The organism is Leifsonia sp. NPDC014704 (assembly GCF_043083605.1).
Taxonomy (GTDB): Bacteria; Actinomycetota; Actinomycetes; order Actinomycetales; family Microbacteriaceae; genus Leifsonia.
This window is the reverse complement of sequence record NZ_JBIBYW010000004.1, coordinates 81443-107645: the sequence shown is the minus strand read 5'-3', so window position 1 is coordinate 107645 and position 26203 is coordinate 81443. Positions and strand designations below refer to the sequence as shown.

31 protein-coding genes are annotated in these 26203 nt (G+C 65.4%); 15 read left to right on the top strand and 16 right to left on the bottom strand.

Annotated elements, in window-relative coordinates:
- Nucleotides 1-5: 5 nt before the first annotated feature.
- Nucleotides 6-536, top strand: a complete 531-nt coding sequence (locus ACF1AJ_RS20320; protein WP_391508845.1) for a hypothetical protein — start codon at nucleotides 6-8, stop codon at nucleotides 534-536.
- Nucleotides 537-945: 409 nt separating this feature from the next.
- On the opposite strand, the gene ACF1AJ_RS20315 is transcribed toward ACF1AJ_RS20320, so the two are convergent.
- Nucleotides 946-1215: a hypothetical protein gene (locus ACF1AJ_RS20315; protein ID WP_391508844.1), complete on the bottom strand. Its 270-nt coding sequence runs from the start codon at nucleotides 1213-1215 to the stop codon at nucleotides 946-948.
- Nucleotides 1216-1293: 78 nt separating this feature from the next.
- Here ACF1AJ_RS20315 and ACF1AJ_RS20310 point away from each other — a divergent pair, with 78 nt between their 5' ends.
- From ACF1AJ_RS20310 to ACF1AJ_RS20295, 4 genes are all read left to right on the top strand, one after another.
- Nucleotides 1294-2484, top strand: coding sequence for an IS30 family transposase (locus ACF1AJ_RS20310; RefSeq protein WP_391508843.1), 1191 nt, complete (start codon nucleotides 1294-1296; stop codon nucleotides 2482-2484).
- 63 nt (nucleotides 2485-2547) lie between these two features.
- Nucleotides 2548-2922: a hypothetical protein gene (locus ACF1AJ_RS20305; protein WP_391508842.1), complete on the top strand. Its 375-nt coding sequence runs from the start codon at nucleotides 2548-2550 to the stop codon at nucleotides 2920-2922.
- Nucleotides 2923-2979: 57 nt separating this feature from the next.
- A complete protein-coding gene (locus ACF1AJ_RS20300) occupies nucleotides 2980-4638 on the top strand; it encodes a class I SAM-dependent DNA methyltransferase (protein WP_391508841.1) in 1659 nt (552 codons plus the stop codon).
- Nucleotides 4628-5680: a hypothetical protein gene (locus ACF1AJ_RS20295; RefSeq protein WP_085370138.1), complete on the top strand. Its 1053-nt coding sequence runs from the start codon at nucleotides 4628-4630 to the stop codon at nucleotides 5678-5680. The genes ACF1AJ_RS20300 and ACF1AJ_RS20295 overlap by 11 nt, the downstream gene beginning before the upstream one ends.
- Nucleotides 5681-5906: 226 nt before the next feature.
- Here the strand turns inward: ACF1AJ_RS20295 and ACF1AJ_RS20290 are convergent, their stop codons facing one another.
- The 4 genes from ACF1AJ_RS20290 to ACF1AJ_RS20275 all read right to left on the bottom strand — a co-directional run bounded on the left by ACF1AJ_RS20290 (nucleotide 5907) and on the right by ACF1AJ_RS20275 (nucleotide 7144).
- Nucleotides 5907-6269: a DsrE family protein gene (locus tag ACF1AJ_RS20290; RefSeq protein WP_179150823.1), complete on the bottom strand. Its 363-nt coding sequence runs from the start codon at nucleotides 6267-6269 to the stop codon at nucleotides 5907-5909.
- The gene (locus tag ACF1AJ_RS20285) at nucleotides 6266-6535 is read right to left on the bottom strand and encodes a metal-sensitive transcriptional regulator (RefSeq protein WP_121264460.1); all 270 of its coding nucleotides are present in this window, start codon (nucleotides 6533-6535) and stop codon (nucleotides 6266-6268) included. Before ACF1AJ_RS20285 ends, ACF1AJ_RS20290 begins: the two co-directional genes overlap by 4 nt.
- 67 nt (nucleotides 6536-6602) lie before the next feature.
- On the bottom strand, nucleotides 6603-6959 hold the full coding sequence (trxA, locus tag ACF1AJ_RS20280; RefSeq protein ID WP_085370135.1) for a thioredoxin: 357 nt from the start codon (nucleotides 6957-6959) through the stop codon (nucleotides 6603-6605).
- A 2-nt stretch (nucleotides 6960-6961) separates the two neighbouring features.
- A complete protein-coding gene (locus ACF1AJ_RS20275; protein ID WP_085370134.1) occupies nucleotides 6962-7144 on the bottom strand; it encodes a hypothetical protein in 183 nt (60 codons plus the stop codon).
- Between the two features lie 110 nt (nucleotides 7145-7254).
- Here ACF1AJ_RS20275 and ACF1AJ_RS20270 point away from each other — a divergent pair, with 110 nt between their 5' ends.
- Both ACF1AJ_RS20270 and ACF1AJ_RS20265 read left to right on the top strand, forming a co-directional pair.
- Entirely contained in the window at nucleotides 7255-8910 is a 1656-nt protein-coding gene (locus ACF1AJ_RS20270; RefSeq protein ID WP_391508840.1) for an FAD-dependent oxidoreductase, read from the top strand.
- Nucleotides 8911-8993: 83 nt separating this feature from the next.
- Nucleotides 8994-10031: a YeiH family protein gene (locus ACF1AJ_RS20265; RefSeq protein WP_085370132.1), complete on the top strand. Its 1038-nt coding sequence runs from the start codon at nucleotides 8994-8996 to the stop codon at nucleotides 10029-10031.
- A 6-nt stretch (nucleotides 10032-10037) separates the two neighbouring features.
- Here ACF1AJ_RS20265 and ACF1AJ_RS20260 read toward each other — a convergent pair whose 3' ends face one another.
- Entirely contained in the window at nucleotides 10038-10928 is an 891-nt protein-coding gene (locus tag ACF1AJ_RS20260) for a LysR family transcriptional regulator (RefSeq protein ID WP_256922029.1), read from the bottom strand.
- 72 nt (nucleotides 10929-11000) lie between these two features.
- The gene (gene lgt, locus ACF1AJ_RS20255) at nucleotides 11001-11930 is read right to left on the bottom strand and encodes a prolipoprotein diacylglyceryl transferase (protein ID WP_391508847.1); all 930 of its coding nucleotides are present in this window, start codon (nucleotides 11928-11930) and stop codon (nucleotides 11001-11003) included.
- Between the two features lie 478 nt (nucleotides 11931-12408).
- Between lgt and ACF1AJ_RS20250 the strand changes: the two genes are divergently transcribed.
- The 3 genes from ACF1AJ_RS20250 to ACF1AJ_RS20240 are packed head-to-tail and all read left to right on the top strand — an operon-like array spanning nucleotide 12409 to nucleotide 13974.
- The gene (locus ACF1AJ_RS20250; RefSeq protein ID WP_085370113.1) at nucleotides 12409-12612 is read left to right on the top strand and encodes an antitoxin VbhA family protein; all 204 of its coding nucleotides are present in this window, start codon (nucleotides 12409-12411) and stop codon (nucleotides 12610-12612) included.
- Nucleotides 12605-13363, top strand: coding sequence for a Fic family protein (locus ACF1AJ_RS20245; protein ID WP_085370112.1), 759 nt, complete (start codon nucleotides 12605-12607; stop codon nucleotides 13361-13363). Before ACF1AJ_RS20250 ends, ACF1AJ_RS20245 begins: the two co-directional genes overlap by 8 nt.
- Nucleotides 13360-13974: a recombinase family protein gene (locus tag ACF1AJ_RS20240; protein WP_085370111.1), complete on the top strand. Its 615-nt coding sequence runs from the start codon at nucleotides 13360-13362 to the stop codon at nucleotides 13972-13974. The genes ACF1AJ_RS20245 and ACF1AJ_RS20240 overlap by 4 nt, the downstream gene beginning before the upstream one ends.
- A 729-nt stretch (nucleotides 13975-14703) precedes the next feature.
- On the opposite strand, the gene ACF1AJ_RS20235 is transcribed toward ACF1AJ_RS20240, so the two are convergent.
- The 3 genes from ACF1AJ_RS20235 to ACF1AJ_RS20225 all read right to left on the bottom strand — a co-directional run bounded on the left by ACF1AJ_RS20235 (nucleotide 14704) and on the right by ACF1AJ_RS20225 (nucleotide 15837).
- The gene (locus ACF1AJ_RS20235; RefSeq protein ID WP_179150821.1) at nucleotides 14704-14979 is read right to left on the bottom strand and encodes an AlpA family transcriptional regulator; all 276 of its coding nucleotides are present in this window, start codon (nucleotides 14977-14979) and stop codon (nucleotides 14704-14706) included.
- Nucleotides 14979-15275: an NrdH-redoxin gene (locus tag ACF1AJ_RS20230; RefSeq protein WP_179150820.1), complete on the bottom strand. Its 297-nt coding sequence runs from the start codon at nucleotides 15273-15275 to the stop codon at nucleotides 14979-14981. Before ACF1AJ_RS20230 ends, ACF1AJ_RS20235 begins: the two co-directional genes overlap by 1 nt.
- Before the next feature lie 253 nt (nucleotides 15276-15528).
- On the bottom strand, nucleotides 15529-15837 hold the full coding sequence (locus ACF1AJ_RS20225) for a hypothetical protein (RefSeq protein ID WP_147440234.1): 309 nt from the start codon (nucleotides 15835-15837) through the stop codon (nucleotides 15529-15531).
- 241 nt (nucleotides 15838-16078) lie between these two features.
- Here ACF1AJ_RS20225 and ACF1AJ_RS20220 point away from each other — a divergent pair, with 241 nt between their 5' ends.
- From ACF1AJ_RS20220 to ACF1AJ_RS20210, 3 genes are read left to right on the top strand one after another with little or no spacing between them, the layout of a single operon-like run.
- Nucleotides 16079-16477 (top strand): plasmid mobilization protein, encoded by a 399-nt coding sequence (locus ACF1AJ_RS20220; RefSeq protein WP_121264466.1) that lies wholly within the window; start codon nucleotides 16079-16081, stop codon nucleotides 16475-16477.
- Entirely contained in the window at nucleotides 16474-18117 is a 1644-nt protein-coding gene (locus ACF1AJ_RS20215; RefSeq protein ID WP_121264469.1) for a relaxase/mobilization nuclease domain-containing protein, read from the top strand. Before ACF1AJ_RS20220 ends, ACF1AJ_RS20215 begins: the two co-directional genes overlap by 4 nt.
- A gap of 15 nt (nucleotides 18118-18132) precedes the next feature.
- Complete coding sequence (locus ACF1AJ_RS20210; RefSeq protein ID WP_391508839.1) at nucleotides 18133-19017, top strand: hypothetical protein; 885 nt, start codon at nucleotides 18133-18135, stop codon at nucleotides 19015-19017.
- 14 nt (nucleotides 19018-19031) lie between these two features.
- On the opposite strand, the gene ACF1AJ_RS20205 is transcribed toward ACF1AJ_RS20210, so the two are convergent.
- The gene (locus ACF1AJ_RS20205) at nucleotides 19032-19541 is read right to left on the bottom strand and encodes a hypothetical protein (RefSeq protein WP_121264476.1); all 510 of its coding nucleotides are present in this window, start codon (nucleotides 19539-19541) and stop codon (nucleotides 19032-19034) included.
- Nucleotides 19542-20128: 587 nt separating this feature from the next.
- On the opposite strand from ACF1AJ_RS20205, the gene ACF1AJ_RS20200 reads away from it, so the two are divergent.
- Nucleotides 20129-20701 carry a hypothetical protein gene (locus ACF1AJ_RS20200; RefSeq protein ID WP_183080108.1) on the top strand — a complete coding sequence of 191 codons (573 nt, stop codon included), beginning with the start codon at nucleotides 20129-20131 and terminating at the stop codon, nucleotides 20699-20701.
- 9 nt (nucleotides 20702-20710) lie between these two features.
- On the opposite strand, the gene ACF1AJ_RS20195 is transcribed toward ACF1AJ_RS20200, so the two are convergent.
- The 3 genes from ACF1AJ_RS20195 to ACF1AJ_RS20185 form a co-directional block, all read right to left on the bottom strand.
- Entirely contained in the window at nucleotides 20711-20875 is a 165-nt protein-coding gene (locus tag ACF1AJ_RS20195) for a hypothetical protein (RefSeq protein ID WP_183080109.1), read from the bottom strand.
- An 87-nt stretch (nucleotides 20876-20962) separates the two neighbouring features.
- The gene (locus ACF1AJ_RS20190) at nucleotides 20963-21943 is read right to left on the bottom strand and encodes a PrsW family glutamic-type intramembrane protease (protein WP_121264481.1); all 981 of its coding nucleotides are present in this window, start codon (nucleotides 21941-21943) and stop codon (nucleotides 20963-20965) included.
- A gap of 536 nt (nucleotides 21944-22479) precedes the next feature.
- On the bottom strand, nucleotides 22480-22902 hold the full coding sequence (locus tag ACF1AJ_RS20185) for an Hsp20/alpha crystallin family protein (protein WP_121264484.1): 423 nt from the start codon (nucleotides 22900-22902) through the stop codon (nucleotides 22480-22482).
- A 488-nt stretch (nucleotides 22903-23390) separates the two neighbouring features.
- Here ACF1AJ_RS20185 and ACF1AJ_RS20180 point away from each other — a divergent pair, with 488 nt between their 5' ends.
- A complete protein-coding gene (locus tag ACF1AJ_RS20180) occupies nucleotides 23391-23714 on the top strand; it encodes a MerR family transcriptional regulator (RefSeq protein ID WP_183080110.1) in 324 nt (107 codons plus the stop codon).
- 519 nt (nucleotides 23715-24233) lie between these two features.
- Here ACF1AJ_RS20180 and ACF1AJ_RS20175 read toward each other — a convergent pair.
- Nucleotides 24234-25970, bottom strand: coding sequence for an FAD-dependent oxidoreductase (locus ACF1AJ_RS20175; protein ID WP_121264490.1), 1737 nt, complete (start codon nucleotides 25968-25970; stop codon nucleotides 24234-24236).
- On the bottom strand, nucleotides 25967-26119 hold the full coding sequence (locus tag ACF1AJ_RS20170; RefSeq protein WP_391508846.1) for a UBP-type zinc finger domain-containing protein: 153 nt from the start codon (nucleotides 26117-26119) through the stop codon (nucleotides 25967-25969). The genes ACF1AJ_RS20175 and ACF1AJ_RS20170 overlap by 4 nt, the downstream gene beginning before the upstream one ends.
- Nucleotides 26120-26203 lie beyond the last annotated feature (84 nt).

Here is a 26203-nt window from a genome sequence, read left to right as displayed (position 1 = left end):
TCCCCATGACCGCGTTCACGCCGGCAGAAATCATCGCCGGAGGTATCCAGGACACACGCGAGAGCTTCGCGAACCTGTACGTCGAGCTGCACGAGCTCCGCCAAGAAGCGGCGTACTACTACCACCGCGCCTTCGTCGACGACGGGCCCGAACCACAGCAGGAGGGTGTGATGGACTTCCATCCCGCACCACCGGAGTTCGGTGGCAAGGATCTCGAACGGCCAGCACGGCGAGTCCGACTGGACCGTCTCACCCAGAAGGGCCTTGCGCTGTACGTGCACGGCGTTCGCGCCGCCCTGGAGGAACGAGACGAGCTCCTGCACCAGACCGATGAAGCCGAGCACGACATAGAACGCATGCTGATCGCGATGGACGGCACGATCGCCCACATTGTCGATCGCCACCTGCGCTACATGGCCGTGCTCGAGCACCGAGCAAAGAACGACTACGAACCGGCGTCGCTCGCCCCGTGGGACGTGCCGATCCGGCAACCAGGCACCGGTGACTACCTGCCGCCGCTGCAGGACCGCGAATAGGGAAAATCAACGCCGACTCCCGACGCCACATCCCACAAGAAGCAAGCCCCGGCCGCTCTCTCTCGGCCGGGGCTTTCTTGTTCCCAGGTGGGTCACTTCCGGTGAACGAAGTTCCCCGCTACCCAGACATAGACGGGAGTGCGAGCGCCTTCGGGGACGTAACGGATCAGCACCAGCCCGCCAGTGGTCCAGGCGATTGCCTCCGCGTCGACGAGCTGCACATCGGTGTAAGCCACTTGGACCGGCACGTGAGCCTTGACCGCGACCGGTTGGGGTTCGTCTCGCCGGCGGCCGCTCGCGCGCACCATCGTCTGGAAGGCTGATCGGCCTCGGCTGCCGCTCCGCGGCCTTGGCAATCTCTGCCAGCGGCGCCGAATAGACGTCGTAGCGTTTGTTGGTGCCCACGAGTTCAGGCCGGGTCGACGTCGACCAGGATCCAGCCGACACCGTGACGCTGCAGCTGGAACAGGCGCACGTCCGCAGGATCCCGCTCGCTCCGACCGATCACGGACCAGCCGACCAGGCGCTCCGTGGGGTGAGTGAGCGCGTCATGGTCAACCCTCGAGCGGATAGCTTCAGCGCTGACAGCTCGGTACCGGTGGCCAGTCCACACCAGTCGGACCGGGGCTCCCTGCTCCATCCAGAGGTGCACAATGTCTGCGGCGGGCGCGATGCTCATGACCAGGACCTCCAGATGCTCAGTGTCACCGGCGATCTCAGAGCGTCGTTGCAACGCTGACGACGATCTGAGGGATGAATGCTCAAGCTTCGACACCACCGGCACACGTTCTGGACGACCATCTCCGAGGGCGGTTCGAGTGAGAAGGCCGCGGCGTCGGTCGATGTGAACGCGGAGACCGCCAGGCGATGGTTGCGGCATGCTGGCGGGGTGGCACCACCGCACTTGCTGAAAGCTCCATCGGGTCGATACCTCTCTCCAGTCGAACGTGCGTCCATCATGGTGGCCGACCGGCAAGGCATGTCGATCCGTGCGATCGCCACGATGCTGGGCCGGGCGCCGTCGACGATCAGCCGAGAGATGCGACGCAACCGCCGGCACTGGATGCCGCGGTATCACGCCGGCCAGGCGCAGCTGATGGCCGAGGGACGAGCACCGCGGCCGCAGCCGAGCAAACTGGCGACCAATCCGCAGCTGCGCCGGTTCGTGGAGGAACAGCTGGACCGCCGCTGGTCGCCCGAGCAGATCAGCGCGCGGCTCCCTGTCCTCTTCCCGGCGGATGAGTCGATGCGGGTCAGCCACGAGACCATCTACCGCGGCCTCTACCGGCAGGCCAAGGGATCCCTCCGGCTGAAGCGAGCTCCGCGTCTGCGCAGCGGCAAGCAGATGCGCCGACCCCGCCGGCAGGCCGCGCTCAACCGGCACGTCTTCCGCGGTATCCCTGATCTGATCCCGATCGGGCAGCGCCCGCTCGAGGTCGCCACCCGCTTGATCCCCGGCCACTGGGAGGGCGACCTGATCGTTGGACCCGACACGCGCAGCCACATCGGCACCCTCGTCGAGCGCACCAGCCGCTACTGCGTCCTCGTCCACCTTCCCGAGTCGAAGAAGGCCGACGCCGTAGCGGCCGCGCTCGTTCGCACGCTCAACAAGATCCCGCGCCGACTGCGGAAATCGCTGACCTGGGACCGGGGAACTGAGATGCGCGATCATGCAAAGGTCACTCTCCAAACTGGCACTCAAATCTACTTCTGCGACCCAAGGTCACCTTGGCAACGAGGTTCGAACGAAAATACGAATGGACTCCTCAGGCAGTACTTCCCCAAGGGCACCGATCTGTCTCGTCATTCGCCGGAAGACCTTGAGTTTGTTGCCCGAGAGCTCAATACGCGACCACGCAAGGCTCTCGGATGGCGAACTCCGGCCGAGGTCTACAACGAGCTACTCTTGACCACGAAACAGAATCAGCGCGTTGCGACGATGACATGAATCCGCCCACCGGATTGCACCACAATTCGAAGATATGTTCGAATGTGGTGGGAGGTCGGAAACGTGAAAACGCTGCACGCGGGGGAGAAGGTCTGGCTTGTCCTCGACGACGCTGGGAACCGGATCGAGTTCCAGATCGAGTACGCGCCGGCAACCCGCTCTGACACGCACGAAACACTGATGATGTACCGCGTCGACCACTGGGTGCTCAAGCGCACCGACCGGTGGCCGTTGGGTTACTACGACGAACTGCGTCAGGCGCTCGATGCGTGTGCACTGGCGCTCGGGATGCCTAACTTCCTCGCGCCGGCGACGGCCCCGGATGGCACAATCATCACTCCCGAAGAGCAGCGCGAACGATGGCGGGCCGGTCTCGACCCGCGAACCGGCCGCAGCCGTAGTGCAATGCTCGCCGATACCGCCCGCGGGGCGGGTTAACCAGTTGACTTGGGAGAGTCGTCGGCGGTTGTCACTTGGATGCTAAACAATGGGAGGGTGAGTTCCGTGTCCCTGCTTGATGCCTCTGACACGTCGGAGCTGCGCAAAGCGCGGGGCGCATTCTTCACCCCGCAGCCGTTAACCCGGTTCATCGCCGAGTGGGCGGTCCGCACGCCTGCCGATCAAGTGATGGAGCCCTCGGCGGGTGATGCTGCATTCCTCATCGAGGCGGTACGCCGGCTGGTCGAACTGGGTGTGGCGGCTCCCACCGTTGCCGGTGTCGAGATCCATGAGCACAGCGCTCGCGTCGCGCGCGAACGCATCACCGACGCTGGCGGTGCTCCCAACATCACCCACAGCGACTTTTTCTTGGTCGATCCTGCCCCCCGGTACGACGCGGTGATCGGAAACCCTCCCTATATCCGGTACCAAGACTTCACTGGCGAAGCCCGCAGCCGTTCACGCGCAGCAGCGCTCAAAGCCGGGGTGGCTCTGAGCGGGCTCGCGTCGAGCTGGGCCGCCTTCACCATTCAGTCGGCCCTGTTTCTGCGCCCGGGGGGCCGCATGGGGTTGGTGCTACCCGCAGAGCTATTGAGCGTGAACTATGCAGCCCCGGTCCGGCAGTTCCTCTTCGACCGGTTCAGAAGTGTCGAGTTGGTGCTGTTCACCGAGCGCGTCTTTCCCGAAGCTGAGGCGGACGTCGTCCTCCTTCTCGCGGACGGCTTCGATGAGGGCCCCGCGGATCACGCCACCATCCACGAAGCCCGCGACGCTGAAGCCCTCGAAACGCTCGGTGTGCCCCTCACCTGGTCGCCCAAGACGCCGGCGGACAAATGGACTGGCCTTCTGATCGGTGTGGAAGCACTTCGACCTCTGCGGGAGCTGCGTGAGTCGGGTGCGTTCAATGTGCTCGAAGACTGGGGCGACACGACCTTGGGGATGGTGACGGGGAACAACGGATACTTCGCCCTGTCACCTGCCCGCGTGAAAGAACTCGGCCTGAGCCGAGCGGATCTTTTACGGTTGTCTCCTCCGGGCAGCTCGCATCTTCGTGGGCTTTCCCTCACTCGGCACAACATGACCGACCTCGGCAACGCCGGCAAAGCGACCTGGCTGTTCCGACCGGGGGATACCCCCTCTGCGGCTGCTGAGGAGTACATTAAGGCCGGCCACACCGCTGGCGTCGACCAGGCGTACAAGTGCCGCGTCCGACGCACTTGGTACCAAGTGCCCCTCCTTCCGCCGGCTGACTTGCTCCTGACGTGCATGAACGCCGACACGCCTCGCCTGACGACCAATGAGGCCGGCGCGCTGCACCTCAATTCAGTACACGGTGTCTACCTCTCGGCCGAGCACAGGAAGCTCGGCCGCGAGCTACTGCCGCTCGCCAGCCTGAACTCGGTGACGCTGCTGAACGCGGAAATGGTGGGCCGCTCCTACGGCGGCGGCATTCTGAAGATCGAACCCCGGGAAGCAGACATGTGGGCCATGCCCTCGCCCAGCCTTGTGACAGCGCGCGCGGACGCGCTTCGCGCCATCAAGCCGCGTGTGGCCCGACTTCTACGCACGGGTGAACTGCTCGAAGCCGTCCAAGTTGTCGACCAGGCCCTCCTATTGGACTCCGCAGAGCTGACGGATCATGACGTCGACGTCGTGCGCCGGGCACACCAGACGATGACCTCACGACGAGTAGCAAGGGCAGAAAGTGGCCGCTGAACAATCCGCCCGGTCCAAGGCATGGGCGGTCTTTGACCGGATCTGCTCCGACGCGGCTCCTGGCGGCATCCACACCAATCCTTGGGCTCAAGGGGCCGACGGTGAAGTCCGCTACGACCCCGACTATGACGTCCTTGAAAAGCTTCTCGGGGTCCCTCTGTACTTGGAGGCACCGACAACCTCCGGTGTCCCTGCTCTGGCTCTGGACGTGTGGGTCTCTTACGAGCTGCGCCGTGCCGGTTTCGATCGGAATGCAACGTGGCCACGCGCCGAACATCCTCGAATCCTGCCGACGGCGATCGCGAACCTGCTTCAAAGTCTGAAAGGTAAGGAACGCGCGCAGCTCGTCGCCCGCCTCGCAAAGCCCACACCGATGAAGGGTGTTGTCTCGGCTTCAGCGAACATCCTGGGGAAGAACTACCTCAAGCAGGTCGACGTCGTGATGTCGGACTGGGACACCGGGCCCGAGCTGCTGATCAGTACTAAGCGCATGGACTCCAGCTTCGGCAAGAACGCTGCGAACCGGGTAGAGGAAAGCTACGGCGACGCGAAGAACCTCCGGCTCAGGCACCCCCTCGCTGCTCTCGGCTTCGTCTACGGTCTGCGTTCAACAATCCTGACTGAGGAAGCGAAAAAGGCGAGGTGGCTGATCGACCTCCTTCAAAAGCTCGGTCGGGAAGACGACGCCTATCACGCAGTCGCTCTCATCATGATCGAGTACGGCTCTGAAGTGCCCGCCGAGAGCGACGTGGATCAGGACGATACCGAGAACCCTCTCGCGGCCGCCGGCCTCGAACCGGACGAGAACGAAGTCGAGAACGAAGACGAGGTGGAGGAAGTTCCCGCCTCGGCTATTGACGAAGCGCTCGATAACCTGCCGCGCGTGACCATCCGTCACGACGAGGTGCCGCCGGCACTCCAACCGTCGCGATTTCTAGAGCTCATGGTGCGGAGAGTCATTGACGCCACTCCAGTCGATCGTCACGAGGAAGCCCGAAAACGACTGGATAACCCCCGAAAGGCTGAGCGCGCATCTAATTAAGATCGAGCTTGCTGCCGAGCCGGCTTTCGCACTGGCTGCTGTTGACATGGGCCACTAGCCCAAACCGGCCGTGCTCGACGAGGGGCGCCCACGGTGCGGAAAACGATCGTTTTCGGAAGGCTTCACTCGGTGGTCAGCGCTACTACCCGGGCATCGCCGCAGCGCCAAGCGAGTCGTGCCACCTGAATAGCCTGCGAAACGCTCGTGAGGAATGGACGCGACGGCATTACGGCCGCAAGTACGCCCAGCCATTTCGCTGTCGGATCACGAGATGAGCGATTCCCGACGGAACGATAACGGAGTCCGGCACGAGTTGTTCAGGGCCGATTTCCATACTTCGAAGGGTGTTCTGGCAGGCGTCGACGATGAGCCCGCCGTGTTGGAGGGCGCGGAGGGTCTCGCGGTGCGGGCTATCCGGTAGGACGATGCTGATTCCCGGCCCGTGGACGACGAGTTCAAGATCGGTTCCCGCTCCGAGCGCGTCCATGAGGTTGCGGATGTTCCGCAGGACAGCGCCGTGCTTGATCGGATCGGCCTCGTTTAGGTGGATGACCACACCAGCCGTCGGTGCCTCGTTCACTGTCTTCATGCCAAAGTCAGAAAGAGTTTTTGCAGCTCTTCGACCGTCATCGGGTCGGAGGTGTCGTCGGGGTCGGTCAGGCATTTCTGCATGGCGGTGGAGATGATCTGGAAGCCGGCCTTGTCGAGCGCACTCGATACTGCGGCGAGTTGGATTACGACGTCGCGGCATTTGCCGCCGTTCTCGACGGCCGCGATGACGGCGCTGAGCTGACCCTGCGCGCGGCGGAGCCGATTGAGCACGGGCTTGATGTCAGAGGCGGTGGTGATGGCCACGGTATGTTCTACTTTCTCGATGGCGCCGAAGGGGGCGTTGCGGTACCCGCCAGGGTATCTCTTCGGCTCAGGTGCGGGCCTTGGCGGCGGTGAGCTCCGCCCGATCGATGGCGCGGATCTGACCGATCAGATCCTCGAGGTCCCGAGCGGCGAGGGCTCCGGGCTGTGAGAACACGAGGATCCCGTCGCGGAAAGCCATGAGGGTGGGGATCGAGGTGATCCCGGCGGCCGCGGCGAGCTCCTGCTCGGTCTCGGTGTCGACTTTGCCGAACACGATGTCCGGGTGCTGTTCGGATGCGGTCTCGAAGACGGGGGCGAACATGCGGCAGGGGCCGCACCAGGCCGCCCAGAAGTCGATCAGGACGATGTCGTTCTGCTCGATCTGACCCTTGAGCGTGTCGGCGGTGAGGGTGACGGTGCTCACGGTCAGCCGCGTCCGAAGAGCCGGCCGAAGAACCCGCCACCGGAGGCGGCAGCCTTCTCGGCGTCGGTGTGATTGCCGTTGCACCACTGGTTTGCGGGCACGCGCCGGCGCACGTCGGCGACGTGCTGACCGCAGCCGCTCCAGGTCGTCTTGCCGCAGACTTTGCAGGTGGCGGGGTAGCACATGGGCTGGAACTCTCTTTCTCGGGTCCGGTAGGGGTGGTTCTGTATACCCCCCTCCGTATAGTACGATACCGGGGAGGGTATAACCAAACCGCCCTCGGGAGGTGCACAGGATGAAGACCGTGATCGTCGGCGGAGTCGCCGGAGGAATGTCTGCCGCGACACGATTGCGCCGGCTCGACGAGACAGCGGAGATCGTGGTGTTCGAGCGCGGCCCGTACGTCTCGTATGCGAACTGCGGGCTGCCCTATTACGTCGGCGGCGTGATCACCGATCGGTCATCACTCCTTCTGCAGACCCCGCAGTCGTTGGCGGCCAGGTTCCGGCTCGATGTGCGCACCGGCCACGAGGTCCTTGGGATCAATCCGGTTGCGCGCACTGTCTCGGTGTTCGACCTCGCCGCGGGCGAGACCATGACCGAGAGTTATGACGAGCTGATCCTCGCGGTCGGTGCTACCGCGAGGGAGGCCGCGGGGCATCCCGGCATCCCGACGCACACCCTCCGCACGGTGGAGGACGTGGACGCGATCAGCGTGCTGGTGGACGCGGCAGCGGACAACCCTTCCGCCCTCGTCCTCGGCGCCGGCTTCATCGGCCTCGAGGCCGTCGAGAACCTGGTGCGGCGCGGCATCCACGTGACCCTCATCCAACGGTCGGCGCAGATCCTCACTCCACTGGATCCGGAGATGGTGGCTCCGTTGGCGGCGCAGCTGCGCAGTCACGGCGTCGACGTGCGCACCTCCGTCACTGTCGACACGGTCGAGGCGGGGGCGGTGCTGCTCAGCGACGGCGCGACGGTTCGGCCGGACTTCATCATCGACGCGTCGGGTGTCGTGCCGAGCGTGGACCTCGCGCGCTCGGCCGGGCTCCGGCTGGGGCCGACCGGCGGGATCGCGGTCGATGCCCGCAACCGCACCAGCGACGCGCACATCTTCGCCGTCGGCGATGGCGTCGAGAAAGTGGATGCGCTCAGCGGCGCAGAGACGCTCGTCACCATGGCCGGGCTCGCAAACAGGCACGGCCGCTCCGTCGCCGACGTCATCGCCGGCAGCAAGGAGCAGAACACGCCCGCCCTCGGCACCGCGATCGTGAAGGTCTTCGACACCGTCGCGGCGAAGGTCGGCTGGGGGGAACGGCAGCTCACCGCTGCCGGGCGGGCGCACCGGGTCATCCACACGCACCCTGCCTCGCACGCCACCTACTACCCGGGCGCCCAGTCCATGTCGATGAAGCTGCTCGTGGACCCGGAGACGGATGCGATCCTGGGCGCGCAGATCGTCGGCGGCGAGGGTGTCGACAAGCGTATCGACGCGATCGCGGTCGCCATGGCGGGCGGGATCACCGCCTCCGGTCTGATGCGTCTCGAGTTGGCGTATGCCCCTCAGTTCGGGTCGGCGAAGGACCCGATCAACCAGCTCGGTTACGTCGCCGACAACCTCCGCAGCGGTACCACCCGCTCCCTGCAGTGGCACGAGCTCGGCGCCGCGCTGGACGCGGGCGCCACCCTGGTCGATGTGCGCACGGCCGGTGAGCACGCGGCCGGCTCGATCCCCGGCGCTGTGAACATCCCGGTCGACGAGCTGCGCAACCGGTTCGCCGAGCTGCCGGCCGGCCCGATCGTGGTGCACTGCCAGGTGGGCCAGCGCGGTCACACCGCCGCGCGCATCCTCGACCAGCATGGGTTCGACGTCGTCAACCTCGACGGGGGCTACCGCACCTGGGTGGCCGGCACGTCGCAGGCTGCGCCCGTACCGGCCAGATCGGCTTGATGGTGTGGCGTCACAAGCGCTACTTGTGACGCCACAACCGGCTCGATCTAGCCGGATTCGGGCAGATCCGTCACGGTCGAAGCATGGAATTCTCTCCCGTCCGGACTCTGCCGAGAAGGATCGCTGCGCGGGGAGCCGAGGTCGCGCCCGGCGTTGGCCTGACCGTTCTGATCGCGCTGGTCGCTACCGGTGTCTCGCGCGTCGTGCCAGCGGTCGGCAGCGCCCTCCCGGCCCTCGTCATCGGAATCGCGGTGAGTCTGATTCGCCGGCCAGGCGCCCGGTTCGTGCCGGGCATCGGCTTCTCCGGGAAGTTCGTGCTCCAGCTCGCGGTCGTCCTGCTCGGTGTCCAGCTCTCGTTGTCGAGCGTGCTCGTCGTGGGTGTGCAGTCCCTTCCCGTGATGCTCTCCACGCTGGCGGTGTGCCTCCTCGCCGCATGGGGCGTCGGCCGGGCTCTACGCATTCCGCGCCGGGAACGCGCCCTGATCGGTGTTGGGACCGGGATCTGCGGCGCGTCGGCGATCGCGGCGATCTCCCCCATCATCGGCGCCGCGAGTTCGGAGATCGCCTACGCGGTCTCGACGATCTTCCTGTTCAATGCGGTCGCCGTGCTGGTGTTCCCGCTCATCGGGCATGCGCTGGGGATGAGCACCCATGCGTTCGGTCTGTTCGCGGGAACTGCGGTGAACGACACGAGCTCGGTGGTCGCCGCCGCGAGTCTGTTCGCGACCTCGGCGCTCGGCTTCGCCGTCGTCGTGAAGCTCGTGCGCACGCTCATGATCGTCCCGATCAGCATCACGCTCGCCGTGGTCGAGCATCGGCGGGCGAACGCCGGTGCTCCGCTGACCGTGCGGCGGTTGATCGGTCTCGTCCCGTGGTTCCTCGTCGGATTCCTCGTCGTCGCCACGGCCAATACGCTCATCGCGGTTCCCACCGACCTGCACGAGGGGCTCGTGACGGCGAGCGTGTTCCTGGTAGCGGTGGCGCTCGGGGGTATCGGCCTGTCCACCGATGTGGGGGCGATCCGTCGCGCCGGCTGGCGGCCGCTGCTGCTGGGCGCCGTGCTGTCGACTCTCGTCACCGTCACCAGCTTGGGAGTGCTCGCCATCAGCGGGCAGCTCTGACCGCCGTCACGAGATCGCGTGCACGACCTCCAGCAGCGGACGTGCGCTCGCGGGCACGCCCGACCCGCTGCGTCGCCACACCGCGGTCAGCGGCCGGGTGATGCGCAACTGCCGGATCGGGACCTTGACGAGGGTCCCGGCGGCGATCTGCTCGCGCACAGCGAGGATGCTCAGCACGGCTGGGTGGTCGCCTGCCGCAGCGGTCGCGCGGATCGCACTGGTGGAGGAGAGCTCCAGCGCCGGCCGAACCGGCGGATGACCGGCGCCCGTCAGGGCGCGCTCCACTGCGAGACGGGTGCCGGAGCCGCGTTCGCGGGAGACCAGGGGAGCGCGGGCGAGCTCCTCCGCTGAGATGCCGCGGGCCCTCCGCGCCCACGGATGGGTGCGTCCGACGACCACGACCAGCTCATCCGACGCGAACTCCATAGTCGCCAGATCGGTGGGCACATCCGGCGTCTCGATGAACCCGATCGTCGTCGCCGAGCTGCGGACGGCCAGGAGGACCGCTTCGCTGTTCGCGGCCGTCAGCTCGATGCGCGGCCCACGCACACCGGTACTCAGCGCCGTGAGCCAGCGCGGCGCGAGATGCTCCGCGATCGTCATGCTGGCGGCGATATGCAGCGTGTCGTCCGTCGTCTGGCGCAGGGAGGCGACGGAGGCGTCGAACCGTTCCGTGGCGTCCAGGAGGTCGGCGGCCCACTCCACGATGAGGGCGCCGGTCTCGGTCGGATGCGCGCCCCGAGTGCTGCGAACGAGCAGAGCAGCGCCCAGATCCAGTTCCAGCGCCGCGAGCCGCATCGAGGCCGCCTGTTGCGTGACGCCGGCTTCGCGGGCTGCGGAGGAGATGCTACCCGTCCGGGCGACCGCCACCAACAGCCTCAGGCCTGCAATGTCCACGAGCACCTCAGTCTTCGCACTCGCCCACGCTATCCCTCCTCGACGCCCGAGCTTCTCGCGGCGGCGCCGAAGTCAGCAGTTGCACCGATCCCTTGGCGGCGGCTGCCGGTCAGCTCCGCTGAGTTCGACGGTCGTCCGTTCGGCCGCTTGGGGTTTCAGGTCGGTGAGTGCCGGCCGCAGATAGGGGGAGGGTTCGGCGCCCGGGTGTCGACGGGCCTGGACGATGAACAGCGTGATTCCGACGGCGACGGCGGCGAAGGAGGCCCACACGTTCGCGGGGATTCCCAGCCACCCGTCGCTGGTCGGGTCGATGCGGATCGCTTCGAGCCAGCTGCGGCCGAGTCCGTACCAGATGAGGTAGAGCGCGAGCACGCGACCCCACTGCAGGCGGAATCGCCGCTCGAGGAGCAGGATCAGGGCGACACCGACGAGGTTCCAGATGATCTCGTAGAGGAAGAGCGGGTGGAAGAGCGTGTCGGGCGGCATGCCGGCGGGGAACTTGGGATTGGTGGCCTCGATCTGCAGACCCCACGGGAGTGTAGTGGGGAGGCCGAAGAGTTCGTGGTTGAAGTAGTTGCCGAACCGCCCGAGTGACTGGGCGACGAGCAGCGCTGGGGCGAGCGCGTCGGCGAACGCCCAGAACCGAAGACCTGCGCGTCGGCAAGCGATGTAGACGCCCAGTGCTCCGCCGAGGAGCGACCCGTAGAGCGCGTTGCCGCCGTCCCAGATGGCGAAGACATTCCAGAGGTTCGCGCCGGGGTAGAAGTAGTCGCCGACGTGGGTGAACACGTGGTAAAAGCGGGCGCAGACGATGCCGAGCGGCACGGCCCAGAGGACGACATCGAGCACGATTCCGCGGTCGACGCCGCGGCGACCGAGCCGGCGCGCGGTGATCAGGGCCGCGGCGATGATGCCGCTGAGAATGCACAGCGCATAGGCGTGCACAGTCAGTGGACCTATCTGGAACTGTGCAAATTGCGGGGGCGGGCTGGGGATGCTCAGGGCGAGCACGGATCTCCTCGTATTCAACCGACGGTGAGCTAGTGCATGTTCTGCCGAAGAGCGGAAGCGCAAAGCGGGAGCCGGACAGCGGGCAGTAAGTGTGTGTGCCGAGATGTTCGTGCCTTCTCGCTCGTTCCGACCGCGGGGCGTCCCAGCTCACGCTCCGACCCTAAAGCACAGGCCCTGACCAGCGCGGGGTAAGTAGTGCGCCGAGGCTAGCAGCGGCTGCGAATGTTCACACGGTCGGCCCTTCTCTTCCACTTCGGGGTTTCTGAGCTGTGAACGAGATCGCGGGCCCGCTTGCATGGGTGTGCGAAAACGATCGTTTGCGAGCAGCTCCTCGACCGGCGAGGCGTGCCGCGAAACTTCGCGGATCGCGTATTGATCAAAACCCTTGCCGAAACCCTCTTCTGTTCAGAACGCTATCTGGGGGTTTTTGAGCAGGTCTGGTAGAATGAAGAGGTCGAAAGGGGCAGCGATGAGCGTCAAGACCGCGAGCACTATCTCCGCCGCTGAGCGCGAGCTCCGCGAGCGTGTGGTGGCTGACGCCGCGCACAGCTCCGAGATGGAGGGTCTGTCTTCCACGGCCGAGTACCGTGCGGACGCTGCAGCGTTCGTCGAGGGGGAGTTCGACGCCGACGAGCTGGTGCGCCGCACCCGCGCCCGCTACGGCCTTGCCTGAGTTCGTCGACCCGTACCTCGAGCCCGCCTCGGGCATCCTCCGCAATAACTTCGGCATCACCGATCAGCGTGCCCTCGACGCAGCTGAGGCGGACCTGGTTGAGGCGCGCCGCGTCCAAATGATCATCCGACCGGTGAAGGTCACCGGGGATCTCCGACAGCTGCAGGCGATCCACGGTCAGTTGTTCCAGGACGTCTACGACTGGGCCGGCCAGCTGCGCACCGTCGATATCCGCAAGGGCACGGATGCGGAGGCGGAATTCTTCATGCCGGTGTCCCGGCTCGAGTCGGGGGCAGGGTTCGCGTTCGCGGAGCTCGCGGATGACAATCAGCTGCACGGGCTGGACCGTGACCGGTTCGTCGACCGCCTGGCGCACCACTACGACCAGGTGAACTACCTCCACCCGTTCCGGGAGGGCAACGGGCGCACCCAACGGATCTTCTGGACGCAGGTCGCCGCAGGCGCCGGTTATGACCTGGACTGGAGCCAGGTCACCGGCGCCGAGAACGACAGGGCGTCGCGGGACGCGATGGAGCGGCGAGACTTCTCCGGGCTGCACATGATGTTCGACCGGATCGTGCGGCCGGCGACGCCGGGCGGCCGGCTCACACCGGAACGGCTGGAACAGCTGCGGACGTTCGCAAGCATGGGCGGCCCCGCCACGCCGTCGCGTGGCATCTCGTCGGCCTCGGCGCGGCCGACGCGATCGCAGACGCAGGGATATGAGACCGATCTTGGGAGGGGACGATGACCGTCGTCGGATACGCGCGAGTGTCGAAGCGGGAGCAGAACCCACGAGCGCAGGAAGCTGAGCTGAAAGCGGCTGGTGCCGAGCGCGTCTTCATCGACCACGGCGACTCCAGCCGGATCAAAGACCGCCCGCAATGGGTCGCCTGCATGGACTACATGCGGGCCGGTGACGTTCTGCTGGTGCGGCGCCTGGATCGCCTCGGCGGCACCGAGCGGATCCTGATCGAAACGTTGCACGAGCTCGAGGATAAGGGTGTCGATATCAAGAGCCTGACTGAACCCGTCATCGACACCACAAGCCCGATGGGCCGCGCGCTGTTCGGCATCGTCGCCGTGTTCGCGCAGCTGCGCGTGGACACCATCAGAGAGAACACGCGACTGGGGCTCGAGTATGCACGCGCCCAGGGGCGGGTTGGCGGCCGCCCAACTGTCATGACGCCGGAGCGCATCGAGGTCGCGAGGCAGATGCGCGCGCAGACACCGCCGGCGACGTGGGACGCGATCGCCAAGACCCTCCGCGTTGGCTCCGCCACCGTTCGACGTGCTTTGGCGCAGGCGACCGAAGATGAGAACGCTGCTCGCGAGCCCAAAGTGCGCGCGGGCGCGAAGTAGTGTCCGGTTTCCGGAGGGACGAGCTCTACGCAGTCGGCGTCGTGGAGCATGTGTTGGGTGCGAGCGTGGTGCAACTCGATGTGCCTGGCGCACCGCGGAAAACGATCGACGGTGAGATCCGCTACGAGGACGGCAGGAGAGCCGGCCTTGAAGTGACAAGTGTCGAGGACAGTTCCGAGCACCACCTCAGAGCGAAGCTCAAGACTCGGCCTAGTGCGCCGGCACCTGGACGCCTGACGTGGACGATCCACGCGCCTAGCGTGCGTGACCTTGCTCGGCTGGAGAAGCTCTATGAGCTGGCGATCGCGTTGGCTGAGCGACACAACGTAACCCGCCCGGAGGACTTGCCGCTAGACGTAATCCACGGTGATCCTGAGCTGGAGTGGCTCGCTTGGGAAGCGGGCCCGGTGATGTGGGGATACCTACCCAGCGGAGAGCCGAAGGTCCATTGGATGCCGCCTGTTACCTCCGCCATATTCAGCAGCGAGGGCGAGGCGATCGCCGAGGGTGTCGACGCCGCTCTCCAGGTCGATCCCACCCGCGACCACATTGCGAAGCTGTTGGCCGCTCCGTACGACGAGCGGCACCTGTTCCTCATCGTCGGGACGACGGGTCTCAGCAATGCGGCCGCCTATGCGCTTATCGAACCCAGCGAGGTACCGTCCGAGGATCCCGCCCTCCCGATCGGGATTGATCACCTGTGGCTGGCGCCTGGCTGGGGGCAGACGGTCACGGTGTGGAGCCGTCCGACTGGATGGCGGCACGAGCGGCTGCCAGATCCGCCCCGATCGGCTGAGCGGAGCACAGCCACTCGTTGACGTCGACGCGGATATATCGCACCGTTCGTTTGCCGATCGTGACGTACGCCGGCCCCTCGCCGCGCTCGCGCATCCGGCGCAGCTCGTCGAGTGTCAGCCCGGTCTCGGCGGCTGCCTCGTCGGGTGTGTAGGAGCGCAGCTGTGCGGGCACGGTGACGCCGTGCCGGCGGAGGTATGCGGCGCTCATCACTGGCAGCTTTCGCAGTAGAGGGCGTCCATCGGATCGGCGGGGACCTCGTACACCTCGAGCGCCTGGTCGGATGCGAGCCGCGCGATCAGATCCGGCCGGTACCCGTCCCAACTGCTCCCGTCGACGACCGTGACCGGTGCCGTCGCGTACGAGGTTCCCACCGCCTGCAGCGGGTAGTCGTTGGCCGTGACTGACACCAGCTCGTATGCGATGCCGGCTGTGCCCATTGCTGCTTTGGTTTTGTCGCTTGTTGTGGATCCGGATTCCACGTACAAGGTGACGTTCGTGCTCATGACTCGCTCCCTCTCTCATCTCAACCCATTTGCCTTTCGGCGCTTTTGCCGAAACAGCGCCGGGGGTGAATGAGCAAGAGACCGTGGAATACCGGAGGGAGCGCAGCGAGTGAGGATATGCCGCGAAAGCTCTTGCTCGGAGAGGAACGGTGCGTACCATCACCTAGCCGAAAGGCAACGGAGTTGCCCAACGAACAGGCCCCACCGAGCGACGCTCGGCGGGGCCTGTTCTAGAAGCTGAGGAGCCGTAGGCTCACCCTTCAATGTTCTGCGCGGGTGGCGCAGCTGCAGCACGTCGCTTACGCGCACGGGGCGCGGACTGACCGGGGGCTCGGGCGCCAATCTCGCGCAGGTTCTTCTCTGTCCATCCCGCGGCAAGCGCAGCACTCCACGCCTTATCGTGCGCGGCAGCAGCGTCCTTGACGGCCTGCTCCGCAGCGTCGAAGGCGTTGGTGGCAGACACGAGCTCTTCCACCGAGCGCACGCGTGCGTTCTGCTCCGCCTCGATGATCGCCCGCGCCTTCCGGGCGGCTTCCTGTGGGTCCAGTTGTACGTCGCTCATAGCCTCAGATTAACAGGGCCGTGGGCGCTCCACTAGGCGTAATGTTGCACCCTCGAGGTGCTGCCTCACCGATGCTTGCGCACCGTTCGGGCGGAGCCCCCAGACGAAGCAAGCTATACAGTTACCCGGGGTAACTGTACCACGGTGCTGGACTGTCGCGTCCGGCACCGGCATACTTGTCGTATGGTCCCCGCCGGAAGGCGGGTTCGCTGCGCTGGGCGAGGAGGACGGGGGAGGGGCGATGTCGGAGCAGAACGAGACCCGACTGTTCGGCCGTTCTCGACGTGCCAACGCCCCTAAGGGGGCGAAGCGCGACAAGCGCTACGAGGTGTGGGTGACTCCTGAGGAAGACACGCAGCTGCGAGCCCGTGCCGCCGTTCGTAGTGTGACGGTGCCGCGTCTGTTGTTCGAGTCCGCGATGAGTGGGCACGTGCAGACCGACAGTGATCGCAAGGCGGCCATTGTGGAGATCTTCGCGGTGCGCCGGTTGCTTGCGAACCTGGCGAACAACGCCAATCAGCTCGCGAAGTACGCCAACAGTGAGGGCACGTTCCCTGCCGAGGCCGAGGCGATCGTGACCGAGTATCGGGCGATCGTGCCGCGTCTGTCGGCGGCGATTGAAACGCTGGCTGATTCATGATGCCGAACATCACCCGGGGGAGCCGGATGGGTGGGCTGATGGTCTACCTCGCCGGGCCGGGTCGGTCGAACGAACACGAGGAGCAGCACCTGGTCGCCGGCAACTCCGCCATCATGACGATGCACGGTTACGGCGTGCTCGATCGTGAGACGGCGTTGGCGATCGCGAAGGACCTCGACGAGCCGCGCGTCGCGCTCGGCGTCGAAGTGACCCGCACGCAGAGCATCACCGACCCGGAAACGGGTCAGGTTCACTCGACCACGACGCCGGCGGATGTGTGGCACTGTTCACTGTCTCTGCGCGCGGACGAGGGCCAACTGTCCGATGAGAAGTGGGGCGCGATCGCGCAAGACTTCGTGGACCGGATGGGATTCACCGAGGCCAGCGGCAAGGCCGAGTGCCGGTGGGTTGCCGTCCGTCACGGACTCTCCACGAACGGCAACGACCACATCCACATCGCAGTCTCACTGGTGCGCGAGGACGGCACCAAGGCGAGCACCCACAACGACTTCAAGAAGGCGCAAGACACCTGCCGCGACCTCGAGCGCGAGTACGGGCTGCAGCAGCTCTCCAGCCGTGAGCACGGACTGGGGGAGCGGGGCATCAAGCCCGCCGAACAGGAACGCGCCCGCCGCACCGGCGCCATCGAGGTTGACGCTCACCGCCTCGAACGGAGCGTACGTGCTGCGGCGGCCGCGTCGATCGACGAGGGCGAATTCGTACGCCGCGTACGCCGCGCCGGCGTCCTCATCCGGCCCCGCTTCGCGGCCGGCCGTGACGACGTTGTCGCCGGTTACTCGGTGGCGCTGCGCACCGAGCACGGCACACCCCCGGTCTGGTACGGCGGCGGCCGGCTCGCCCGCGACCTGACACTGCCGCGGCTGCGCGAGGGATGGCCCGACAGCCCCCAGGCGGCGCAGGGCGCGGTCGACGAGTGGAAGGCCACCAGCCGCAACCCGTGGCAGTACCGGCCAGTCGCACCGGGCCGTGAAGAGTCTGAGCCGGCACCGGAGCTATGGCAGAAATACTCCGACGACATGCGGCGGATGCGCGACGAGCTGCGCAGCGTCCCGCCGGGCGATCGTGCGGCGTGGGCGCACGTCGCACGCGACACGGCCGGTGCATTCGCTGCCTGGTCACAGCGCGTCGAGACGACGCCCGGACCGCTTGCCGCTACCTCGCGTGAGTTGGCGCGGTCGGCGCAGATCAAGGCGCACACATCGAAGCCGAAGAAGGTCAGCATGGGCAGCGCCGGCGGCGCCGCCATGCTCCTGATGCAGGCCGCGAGCCAGGGTCAAGGGACGATGGCCGAGGCGATCCTGATGCGCCAGCTCGCACGGCTCACCGTGGCGATCATCGACATGCACAAGGCCATCGGGGACGAGGCCCGCGCAGCGGAAATCTCCCGCACCCTGAACTCGCGGATGGCCACCGTCGCGTCCCGGCTCCCCGAGGTTCCCCGCAAGGGTCAGAACCCCGCGCCCGTCGACGTCGACGAGCGCACGGCCGAGGCGGTGCGCATCGCACAGACCGGCCTCAGCGCTCCCCGCCCAGGCTCGCCCGTGCCAACAAAGATCGAACCCGCAAAGCCCTACAAGCCCGCGACCGGACCCGACCAAGACCGCGGCATCGGACGATAACGGAAGGTGGCAATTATGGCCGAAGAGAACGACGGCATCGCGGACGCCCTGGACGGTCAGCTGCGGATCGCGCTCACCGTAGCGGCCCAGCTGGGCGCACGATTCTCGCGGATACGCGAAGAACTCGCCCGCACCCGACAGGCTCAGACGGAACAGCAGAACCGTGAGCTGCAAGCCCGATTCGACGCCGAACGCGCCGCGGCCCGCGCCGAGCTCGCTCCTGTTTACGACCGCACCTGGTGGGACGCCGCAAGCGTCGACCAGACCGCCGGCGTCCACGAAACGGCCACCGCCTGGCACGGCATCGACCCAGAGGCCGACCGTGCGGCCGAACGCATCGCAGAGGAAGTCCGCGACCGCTATGGCCTGGACGTGCACGACCTCGACGCTGACCCTGCAGCTGTGCGCGAGGCGCTGGCAAGGGCAGAGCGCACTCGCTCGGCGGCGGCCACCTCGCGCGGGGAAAGTGTCGTCGACGTTGCAGAAGCCGGCGCTTTCCTCACCGCGGCCGAGACGCTGGATCGAGTGGCCGAGGATCGCCAGCGACAGGCCAACGAACGCGACGAGAGAGCCGCCGAAACGGACGCAGCCCTGGACGTCGACCAGCTGCGATCTGAGGCGGAGAACGACCGAGACGTCACCGACGCGCTGCGCGGCGATTCGAACGACAATCGCGCGGATGCAGCGGAGGCGTTCGATAGCGCCGAGCGGCGGGAGCGCTTCGCATCCTCCCTCGAGGGCAACGCCGACAGGGACGTTATCGACGCCCGCATGACGAGCGCGGCCGACCAAGCTCGGCATCCGCGCGAAGCCGTCCTGGCCGCACCGAAGCGTGCCGCAAAGGCGCGTAAGGCATCGACGGGCCAAGCACAGCAGCGAGAGCGCCATCTGGGCCGCTGACCCGAGGCTGGTGGCTAATTACCGGTCACCGAAGCTGGCATGCTCAAGAGGCGGCTCAGCTCGATGAAATCCTCACTGTCCTCGGGATCTTCATCCACAAGGAACTCGTCGTTCCAAACGCCGATCGGTTGCTCGAAATACCAGCTGACGTACCTCGTGCTCCACGCAGATTGCCGCGAGCGGAGAGCGCGCGCGAGGGATTCTTCAACCTGGAGTCGAGCCTCCCGATCCTCGTCAGTGGGCGGTAGGCGAACCAGCAAGAGCGTCCGGGGGCCCTGGTAGGTGTCATCCTCATCGGTACGACGATTGCCCCTGTAGCGCCAGTATTTCGACAACCGCTGTGACTGCCGGTGCGCATGCAATACGTCAATAAGCCGGAGCTTTTCCAGAGACAGAGCCGCGCGTCGAAAAGAACTGCCCTCAGAGGCGGATGTGCCGACGCCCAGCGCGTGTTTCTCGTACCAGAACAGGGGAGGAGTGTCCTCCTGCAGCGCTTTGAGCGAAGACAAAATGCTTCGCTGCATCGACCCCAATCCACGACTCACAAGCTAAGTGTTGCAGGACTCATTATGAAATGTAGGGAGAGGTCGGGACCATTGATGTAACGAAGAAGACCCGCGCTGGTGGAACAGCGCGGGTCTGAGGTTCTTCGCGATCGGTGTGTGAGACGAAGGAGAAGATATGACCATAGTACGACGAGACCCCCGACCGAGAAAAGGTCGCGGGCGCGATCACTTGGTCGACGTCAAGCTCCGCATTCGAGTCAGGGTTGAAGTGGTGCTCACTGCAACCGTCGCGGTGGCCTTGCCTGCGGCCTTGATCGTCGCGCTTTTGCGCTGATAAGTCGCGGGCCTGGAGCCGATGGGCCGGCCTGGGTGGGGGTCGGCCCGTCATGCTTCCAACGCGAACGGACATCCGGACGATCGGTAGATAATCGGAGCGTGGGAAGGGCGAAGCCCAAGCGCGCATCCAAGGCGCGCAAGACGTCGACTGCCTAGGCACAACAACGAGAGCGGCACCTAGGCCGCTGAGCGTGCCATAGTCAGCGGTTGCGTCGACGAACCGATCAGCCGTCACGGGCCTAGGCGACCCTCTAAGGCATTCTGGGATCATGTTCGAACAGGTCTCTAATGCGACGCAACGACTTAGGATCAGGTATTTACGCGCTCGCGTGAGGGCGGATGCGGTGGGCCTGGCCGCAGAGCGCCACATTTACAACGATCTGACGAGAATGCACGACAAGCTGTCCGCGTTCACCACGGCATCTACTCGCGTACAACAGCGGGCGATTGCTGAGCTTGACCTTCGGGCGGAACAGGCCGCACCTGGGTCCAGAGCCACGGCGCTAGCCACTTTTCTCACTGTTCTGGGGACGTCCGTGACCGTCTTCGCCGCGATCTTCGCGGCGCTAACCGGCGGGTTCTACACCGCGGCGGCGCCCCTGCAGGATTCCACCGGTCACCTTCACGTTGCCGGCGCAGCAGAAGCGATGCGCTCCATCAACGAGCTCATGCTCTTTCTGTTCGTGGTGGCGGCAGCCATCAGTACTTGCGCAGGATTCTCCTGGGGGCTCGCCGTGCGGCGCGACCACAAGCGTGCGATCTATCGCACTTGGGCGAGAGTGTTTCGCGACTCCGTCCTTGGGCCGACAAATCCTGGCGACTACGTAACGCTGAGACGTTAGCGAGGGGTCCTACTCGTCCTTCTTGGCGAAGTAGAAACCGACGACCGCAGCGGCGAGAGCTTGGAAGGGGGAGATTGCCGCCACCATTGCGGTGAGATCATCACGGTCAACCCAGTGGAGGATCAAGGCAGCTAGGACGGCTGCGTAGAAGACAACGGTTGGGATCAGCACCACGAGCGCGATACCACGCCGGGTGATCTGGTAACCGTTCTAGGCACTGGTGTGCCCGCGCGTAGGAATCTTCTAATCGAGAGTTGACGCCTAGTGGCTCTGAGCAGGAGTGGTTGCAGTCGTGTTAACTTTGCGGTGCGCGAGGGGCGGACCCGAGAAGAAATTCCTCTGAGGGCCCGAGTTCCGCAAGACGCGCCAAAGCGCGGTGACCCCTACAGCGCTGGTGAGCGCGATGCCGCCGATGTAAAGCACGGCGGCCATCGATCGGACCGTTTCCGCGGTCTGGGGGAGGAGGAACCCGTATTGGAGCTCCAGGAGGGCGCTGCCGTTGGCGAGCAGGGCAATGACGGACGAAATTTCTCCCATTGAGTCCCACAAGGCGTGGAGCAGGGCAACTCCGACGAAAGCGCCGAGAGCTGCCAGCGAGAGACGGAACCGCTGGCCCTCGCGTGCTGCACCGAAAATCACGGCACCGAGAACTGCGGTCCACAGCACGTGTCCGACTGGGGCCAAGATGGCGCGGATAACTTCGGTTTGCAGCAGTGACACGAGGTCGATTCCCTGCGCTGTGATGGCGGCATTGAACGCATAGCCGGCGGATTCGAAAGCGGCGAAGCCTGCCCCGACGGTCGCTCCCAGCATGGCACCCTGCCGACGATTCTTGGGCGCCACTCTCCAGCCAACGACGATGAGGATGACGCCCTTGACGGACTCTTCGATGAACCCGACACCGATATACGTGCCGACACTCGGGTGCAGGCTTGCTTCCAGGAGCGACGCACCGAGGACGCCGCTTACGCCCCCGACGACGAAGGCCAGGAAAACTTGAAGCACGCTGATGTTTCCAGTGATTCGTTCGATGACGAACAGGACCACGCAGAACGGCAATAGGAAGCTTCCGAGCAGGATCAGCGTGGGAACAAGGTTGGTGTTCGCCGTAACTATGGTGACTACAACAGTTACTGCCCAAAGCACTAGGCCGGCGGCGAGCGATTTCCACCACCATCCATGGCGGTAATGGGGTTGGGTGTGGTTACTCCTGGTGAGCGGAGAGTGGACCGTGTCGACCATTCCGATGTGTCTTCTGCTCGTTATCCCACCAGGGGCCGGAGCACTCGGACCCAGGTGGGGCCGTAGATTGAGTCGATCAGCCCGGTGAGAGCGGCGATGAGGAAAACCAGCGCGGTGCCACAAATCGTTGCCGCAAGGAGGAACTGAGGGAGAGCGTCGGGGTTCTCGAATGCGAGGTCTGACGCTCGGATGGCGGGGTTGACCCGCCGGAGCTTGAAACGCGCAATCTTGCGTGCGCGCCGTGCGGCCTCTATCGCACGCGCGAGGAGAGGGTAACTGGGGCGCGGCCGCAGTACTAAGAACCCGGGGTGTCCGACGGCTCTGAGCGCATTAATGATTCGTGGCAACGTGGACTTCTCCTTCCTAGATAAGGCGGTCGCGCGGGCGGGGAGCGGCCGCGGAAACCCGATTCCTGTGACCGCTCCCCGCGCATTCGGGGAAGCATTCTGCGCCGCCCGCCCCATGCGGTCCGGCATGCACATCCGAGCGCCTACCCGCGTCGCCCTCGGATCCGATTTAGGGCATTCGGTGTTCGTCTACGACTCGTTTTGCACGACCAGGGACGGCGATTCCACCTTGATCTTGCGCGGCTTCGCGCGCTCCGAGATGGGGATCAGGAGGTTGAGTACACCGTTGTCGTAGGTCGCGCTGATCTTGTCGATGTCGACCTCGTCGCTGATGGTGAACTGGCGCTGGTACGTGCCTGATGGGCGTTCCTGTACAAGCCATCGGGCGTTCTCGCGCGTGTCCGCCGATCGGTGAGCACGGATCGTCAGCAGTTGCCCGTCGACGTCGACTTCGATCGAGGCGGGGTCTGCACCGGGAAGGTCCGCGTTCAGCATGTAGTGCTCACCCTCGCGGATCAGGTCGACCGGCATCGTGCGAGGTTGACGGCTCGTGTCAAAGACGCTCTGCGCGATCTTGTCGAGCTGGCTGATGGGGCTGTATGACATGGTCATGTGGTTCTCCTTTCCGCATTAGTTGCACATCGAACTCAGTCGACTCAGAACTGACGCGCCGCGAGTGCGGCGCGTTCTCACGGAGGCGAGCGGACCCGTGAGATCGGCGACGGCGGGAGAGCCTCCCTCGCCGCGGCCGTGTGGGCCGCCTGATGCTCCTCCGAGCGGCGAGCCGGGCTGAGGGGTGCCCACGGCGGAGCGATGACGGTCTGCGGCGTTTGCCAGAACTCAGCGACGATCGCTTCGAACTCCGCGTCCGTCCAGTCCGGTTCTGAACAGACAATGTCTGCGAACATTTCCGCTAGCCGTGGCGAATCCTCCGCCGTGGGCATACCCATCACAGTTCACCTCCTGGGTTCCTGCCTGTCCGGAAGTGCCTGCCTAGTTCATGAGCGGGCGACCCCGGAAGAGATAATCTGCATGTTGTAGTACCAATTTTCTACATCGTCACATTGACAAACGCAAGCGGTGGGCGGAAAATTTCCAGTGTGAGTGATCGTTCTGAGTCCACGCCGGTTTATAGCATCGCAGTGGCGGCGGAGCTTGCTGGTCTGCCGCAGGCGACACTGCGTCTCTACGAGAAGAAGGGCTTGTTGACGCCAGCTCGCACTGAAGGGGGCACCCGCCGGTACAGCGATGACGAAGTCACGAGGCTTCGGCAGGTAGCTGATCTGCAAAAGGACGGCGTCAACTTGACCGGGATCAGTATGGTGCTGGAACTGCAGGACCAGAACGAGGCTTTGCGTAAGCAAGTCGCCGACGCGGCTGGCAGCGCGCCGACCCGCAGCCAGGACGGCGCGCCGGAAAGCTAAGCGGCTGGAGCCCAAAGGAGTTCACAGTGCAGCAACGTCTCCTGCTCGGCAGAGGAAGCAGCGCAACCTCGCTCGCCTCGGCACTCCGAGAAGATAGCTTCCGACAAGGCCATCTGCGTGTTGATAAGGCCCTGCGGCGGTGGCCGCTGGACTCAGCGAACCGTTCGCGGTGGCCACTTCATCAGCACCGGGCGCCCCAAGCACCTCCGCGATGACCATGCGTAATCCCCGTCGGCCCGATAGCTACCCAGCCGGCCCCACAATAGGCGCCCAAGGGGGTGCGCCCTTGCCTCCTAGCATTGGAGACCTCAGCGTCTAAGCGATGACGGCCGTCCGGGGACAGGACGCACCGCCAGGGCGAGCCGCTCGTACTGGTTCATCGCAATGGCGCAGCTACGGATGCTGCAGGGGCTTCCGGATGAGCAGATCGCCAATGCTCACCGTCGCATGGCAATGGGTTTTCCAGGAGTGGTCGCTGACAGCGTTCCCAGTGCGCTGCTACCGGCCGCCGGCCGAACGCTACTCGGCTCGAACGTGGCGGCCGCCGTTGAGGTAGTCGTGCAACTGGCGGACTACGCTTGCGCCTTCGCCGATTGCTGACGACATTCGTTTCACTGACCCGCTTCGGACGTCGCCTATTGCAAAGATGCCGGGGACACTGGTCTCCAGCGGCAGCGGATGACGTTCGGAATCTGCTAACGCCACTTCATCGTCGGGAAAGCGAGCCGCCTCGCCCGTGAGGAGATAGCCGGCTTGATCGCGGGCGACCGATGGGTCGAGCCATGTCGTGGAGGGTGAAGCGCCGGCGAAGATGAACAGGTGCCTCGCCTGCAGAGCCCGACGTTGACCGGACCCGTCCTGGACCACGAGCTCCTCGAGGTGTGTCTTTCCGCGCGCTTCGACAACCTCCGTTGAGAGCAGAACATCGATTGTGGGGTTCTGCTCGATTTGGTCGACCAAATAGCGGGACATTCCGTGGAGGAGATCTGGTCCGCGGACGATGAGGTGGACTTGTGAAGCGGTCCGGGCGAGGAAAAGCGCTGCTTGACCGGCAGAGTTGCCGCCACCAACGACCGCGACCGGGGCATTGCCGCAGAGGCGTGACTCTTGCGCGGTCGCGGCGTAGAACACGTCGGAAGTCTCGAACCGTTCCAGTCCTGCCGCCGACAGATGTCGATACTGCACGCCGGTTGCCACAACGACCGCATCAGTGCTGACTTCGTGTCCGTCGGTGAACTCCACCCGGAAGCGGCCGTCCTCCCGAATCACCCGCTGCACGGTTGCCGGAATGTCGAGAGTCGCGCCGAACTTCCGCACCTGCAAAAGCGCGCGTTCTGCGAGCTCGGCACCGGAGATGCCGGATGGGAAGCCGAGGTAGTTTTCTATGTGTGCGGAGGTGGCCGCCTGACCGCCGGCGGCGACTCGGTCGCACAGGTATACGGAGAGTCCGTCGGACGCGGCATAAACGGCGGCCGCCAAGCCGGCGGGGCCCGCGCCGATGACCAGGACGTCGCAGTTACTAGGCGGGACAGGTGGGCGCATGCCCAGCTCGTCGGCGAGGCTCGCCGGTGTCGGGTTCTTCACCAGGCGACTGCCGCCGAGGATAACGAGGGGGAAGTCGGCGGCTGTCAGGCCGGACTGGCGCACAAACGCCTCGGCTTTCGGGTCCTCGTCGAGGTCGATCAATCGGTGCGGGAGGCGGTTGCGTGCCACGAAGTCCAACAGCTCGCGGGTGCGGGGAGAAAACCGCGAGCCGACGATCCGCAGTCCGCTGCCGTACCCGATCGCCAGCGAACGGCGGATCAGGTAGGCGCGCAAGATGGTCTCACCCACGCTGGGGTCGCTGAGCACAATCGATTTCAGTTCCGTGATCGGCACCTCAAGGACCGCACCGTCATCGATCGCCATAATGGTGACGAACGAGGGTTGGCCTTCTAGGAGCCCAACGTCGCCGACGAACCGCCCGGGCCCGTGGATGGTGACAGTTGGTTGGCTGGTGGCGGCCGGCTCTGTCGCTTCCGGTTCGAGATCCGCGGCAAGCAGATGTCCATCCAACACGGCGAAGAAGGCGGCAGGGTGCTCACCGTTGCGGGTGAGCACCTCCCCAGCCTTGACAGTTCGCGTTCGACCTCGCAACGCCAGCTTTTCAAGCTGCGCCCCGGTCAATCTCGGGTAGGCGCCGACGGAATCGGGGGTTTCCGCGCGTACCGGGACGTGATGGCCCGAATCGTTGGTTCCCTGACCGGTCTCGCTCATACATAGTCCTGGTCGATGTAGCACCAGCTCCAGTTCTCGCCCGGTTCCAAGGACCGCACAATTGGGTGGCCTTCCCTTACGGCGTGCGCGTGGGCGTGCCGCATCGGGGAGGAGTCGCAGCAACCTACTTTGCCGCAGGTTCGACACATGCGTAGGTGAAGCCACGGGGTTCCCGCTGCGAGACAGTCCTCGCAGGCTCCGGGCGTGCGCGGCGCAACAGGACGGACATACAC

Coding starts and splice junctions, on each gene's coding strand:
- ACF1AJ_RS20235 (WP_179150821.1), bottom strand. CDS start 14,979: ATGAGCGCCGCATACCTCCGCCGGCACGGCGTCACCGTGCCCGCACAG.
- ACF1AJ_RS20200 (WP_183080108.1), top strand. CDS start 20,129: ATGTTCGAACAGGTCTCTAATGCGACGCAACGACTTAGGATCAGGTAT.
- ACF1AJ_RS20230 (WP_179150820.1), bottom strand. CDS start 15,275: ATGAGCACGAACGTCACCTTGTACGTGGAATCCGGATCCACAACAAGC.
- ACF1AJ_RS20190 (WP_121264481.1), bottom strand. CDS start 21,943: ATGGTCGACACGGTCCACTCTCCGCTCACCAGGAGTAACCACACCCAA.
- ACF1AJ_RS20250 (WP_085370113.1), top strand. CDS start 12,409: ATGAGCGTCAAGACCGCGAGCACTATCTCCGCCGCTGAGCGCGAGCTC.
- ACF1AJ_RS20220 (WP_121264466.1), top strand. CDS start 16,079: ATGTCGGAGCAGAACGAGACCCGACTGTTCGGCCGTTCTCGACGTGCC.
- ACF1AJ_RS20215 (WP_121264469.1), top strand. CDS start 16,474: ATGATGCCGAACATCACCCGGGGGAGCCGGATGGGTGGGCTGATGGTC.
- ACF1AJ_RS20210 (WP_391508839.1), top strand. CDS start 18,133: ATGGCCGAAGAGAACGACGGCATCGCGGACGCCCTGGACGGTCAGCTG.
- ACF1AJ_RS20310 (WP_391508843.1), top strand. CDS start 1,294: ATGCTCAAGCTTCGACACCACCGGCACACGTTCTGGACGACCATCTCC.
- ACF1AJ_RS20175 (WP_121264490.1), bottom strand. CDS start 25,970: ATGAGCGAGACCGGTCAGGGAACCAACGATTCGGGCCATCACGTCCCG.
- ACF1AJ_RS20225 (WP_147440234.1), bottom strand. CDS start 15,837: ATGAGCGACGTACAACTGGACCCACAGGAAGCCGCCCGGAAGGCGCGG.
- ACF1AJ_RS20265 (WP_085370132.1), top strand. CDS start 8,994: ATGGAATTCTCTCCCGTCCGGACTCTGCCGAGAAGGATCGCTGCGCGG.
- ACF1AJ_RS20315 (WP_391508844.1), bottom strand. CDS start 1,215: ATGAGCATCGCGCCCGCCGCAGACATTGTGCACCTCTGGATGGAGCAG.
- ACF1AJ_RS20185 (WP_121264484.1), bottom strand. CDS start 22,902: ATGACCATGTCATACAGCCCCATCAGCCAGCTCGACAAGATCGCGCAG.
- ACF1AJ_RS20320 (WP_391508845.1), top strand. CDS start 6: ATGACCGCGTTCACGCCGGCAGAAATCATCGCCGGAGGTATCCAGGAC.
- ACF1AJ_RS20275 (WP_085370134.1), bottom strand. CDS start 7,144: ATGTGCTACCCCGCCACCTGCAAAGTCTGCGGCAAGACGACCTGGAGC.
- ACF1AJ_RS20290 (WP_179150823.1), bottom strand. CDS start 6,269: ATGAAGACAGTGAACGAGGCACCGACGGCTGGTGTGGTCATCCACCTA.
- ACF1AJ_RS20270 (WP_391508840.1), top strand. CDS start 7,255: ATGAAGACCGTGATCGTCGGCGGAGTCGCCGGAGGAATGTCTGCCGCG.
- ACF1AJ_RS20170 (WP_391508846.1), bottom strand. CDS start 26,119: ATGTGTCGAACCTGCGGCAAAGTAGGTTGCTGCGACTCCTCCCCGATG.
- ACF1AJ_RS20205 (WP_121264476.1), bottom strand. CDS start 19,541: ATGCAGCGAAGCATTTTGTCTTCGCTCAAAGCGCTGCAGGAGGACACT.
- ACF1AJ_RS20240 (WP_085370111.1), top strand. CDS start 13,360: ATGACCGTCGTCGGATACGCGCGAGTGTCGAAGCGGGAGCAGAACCCA.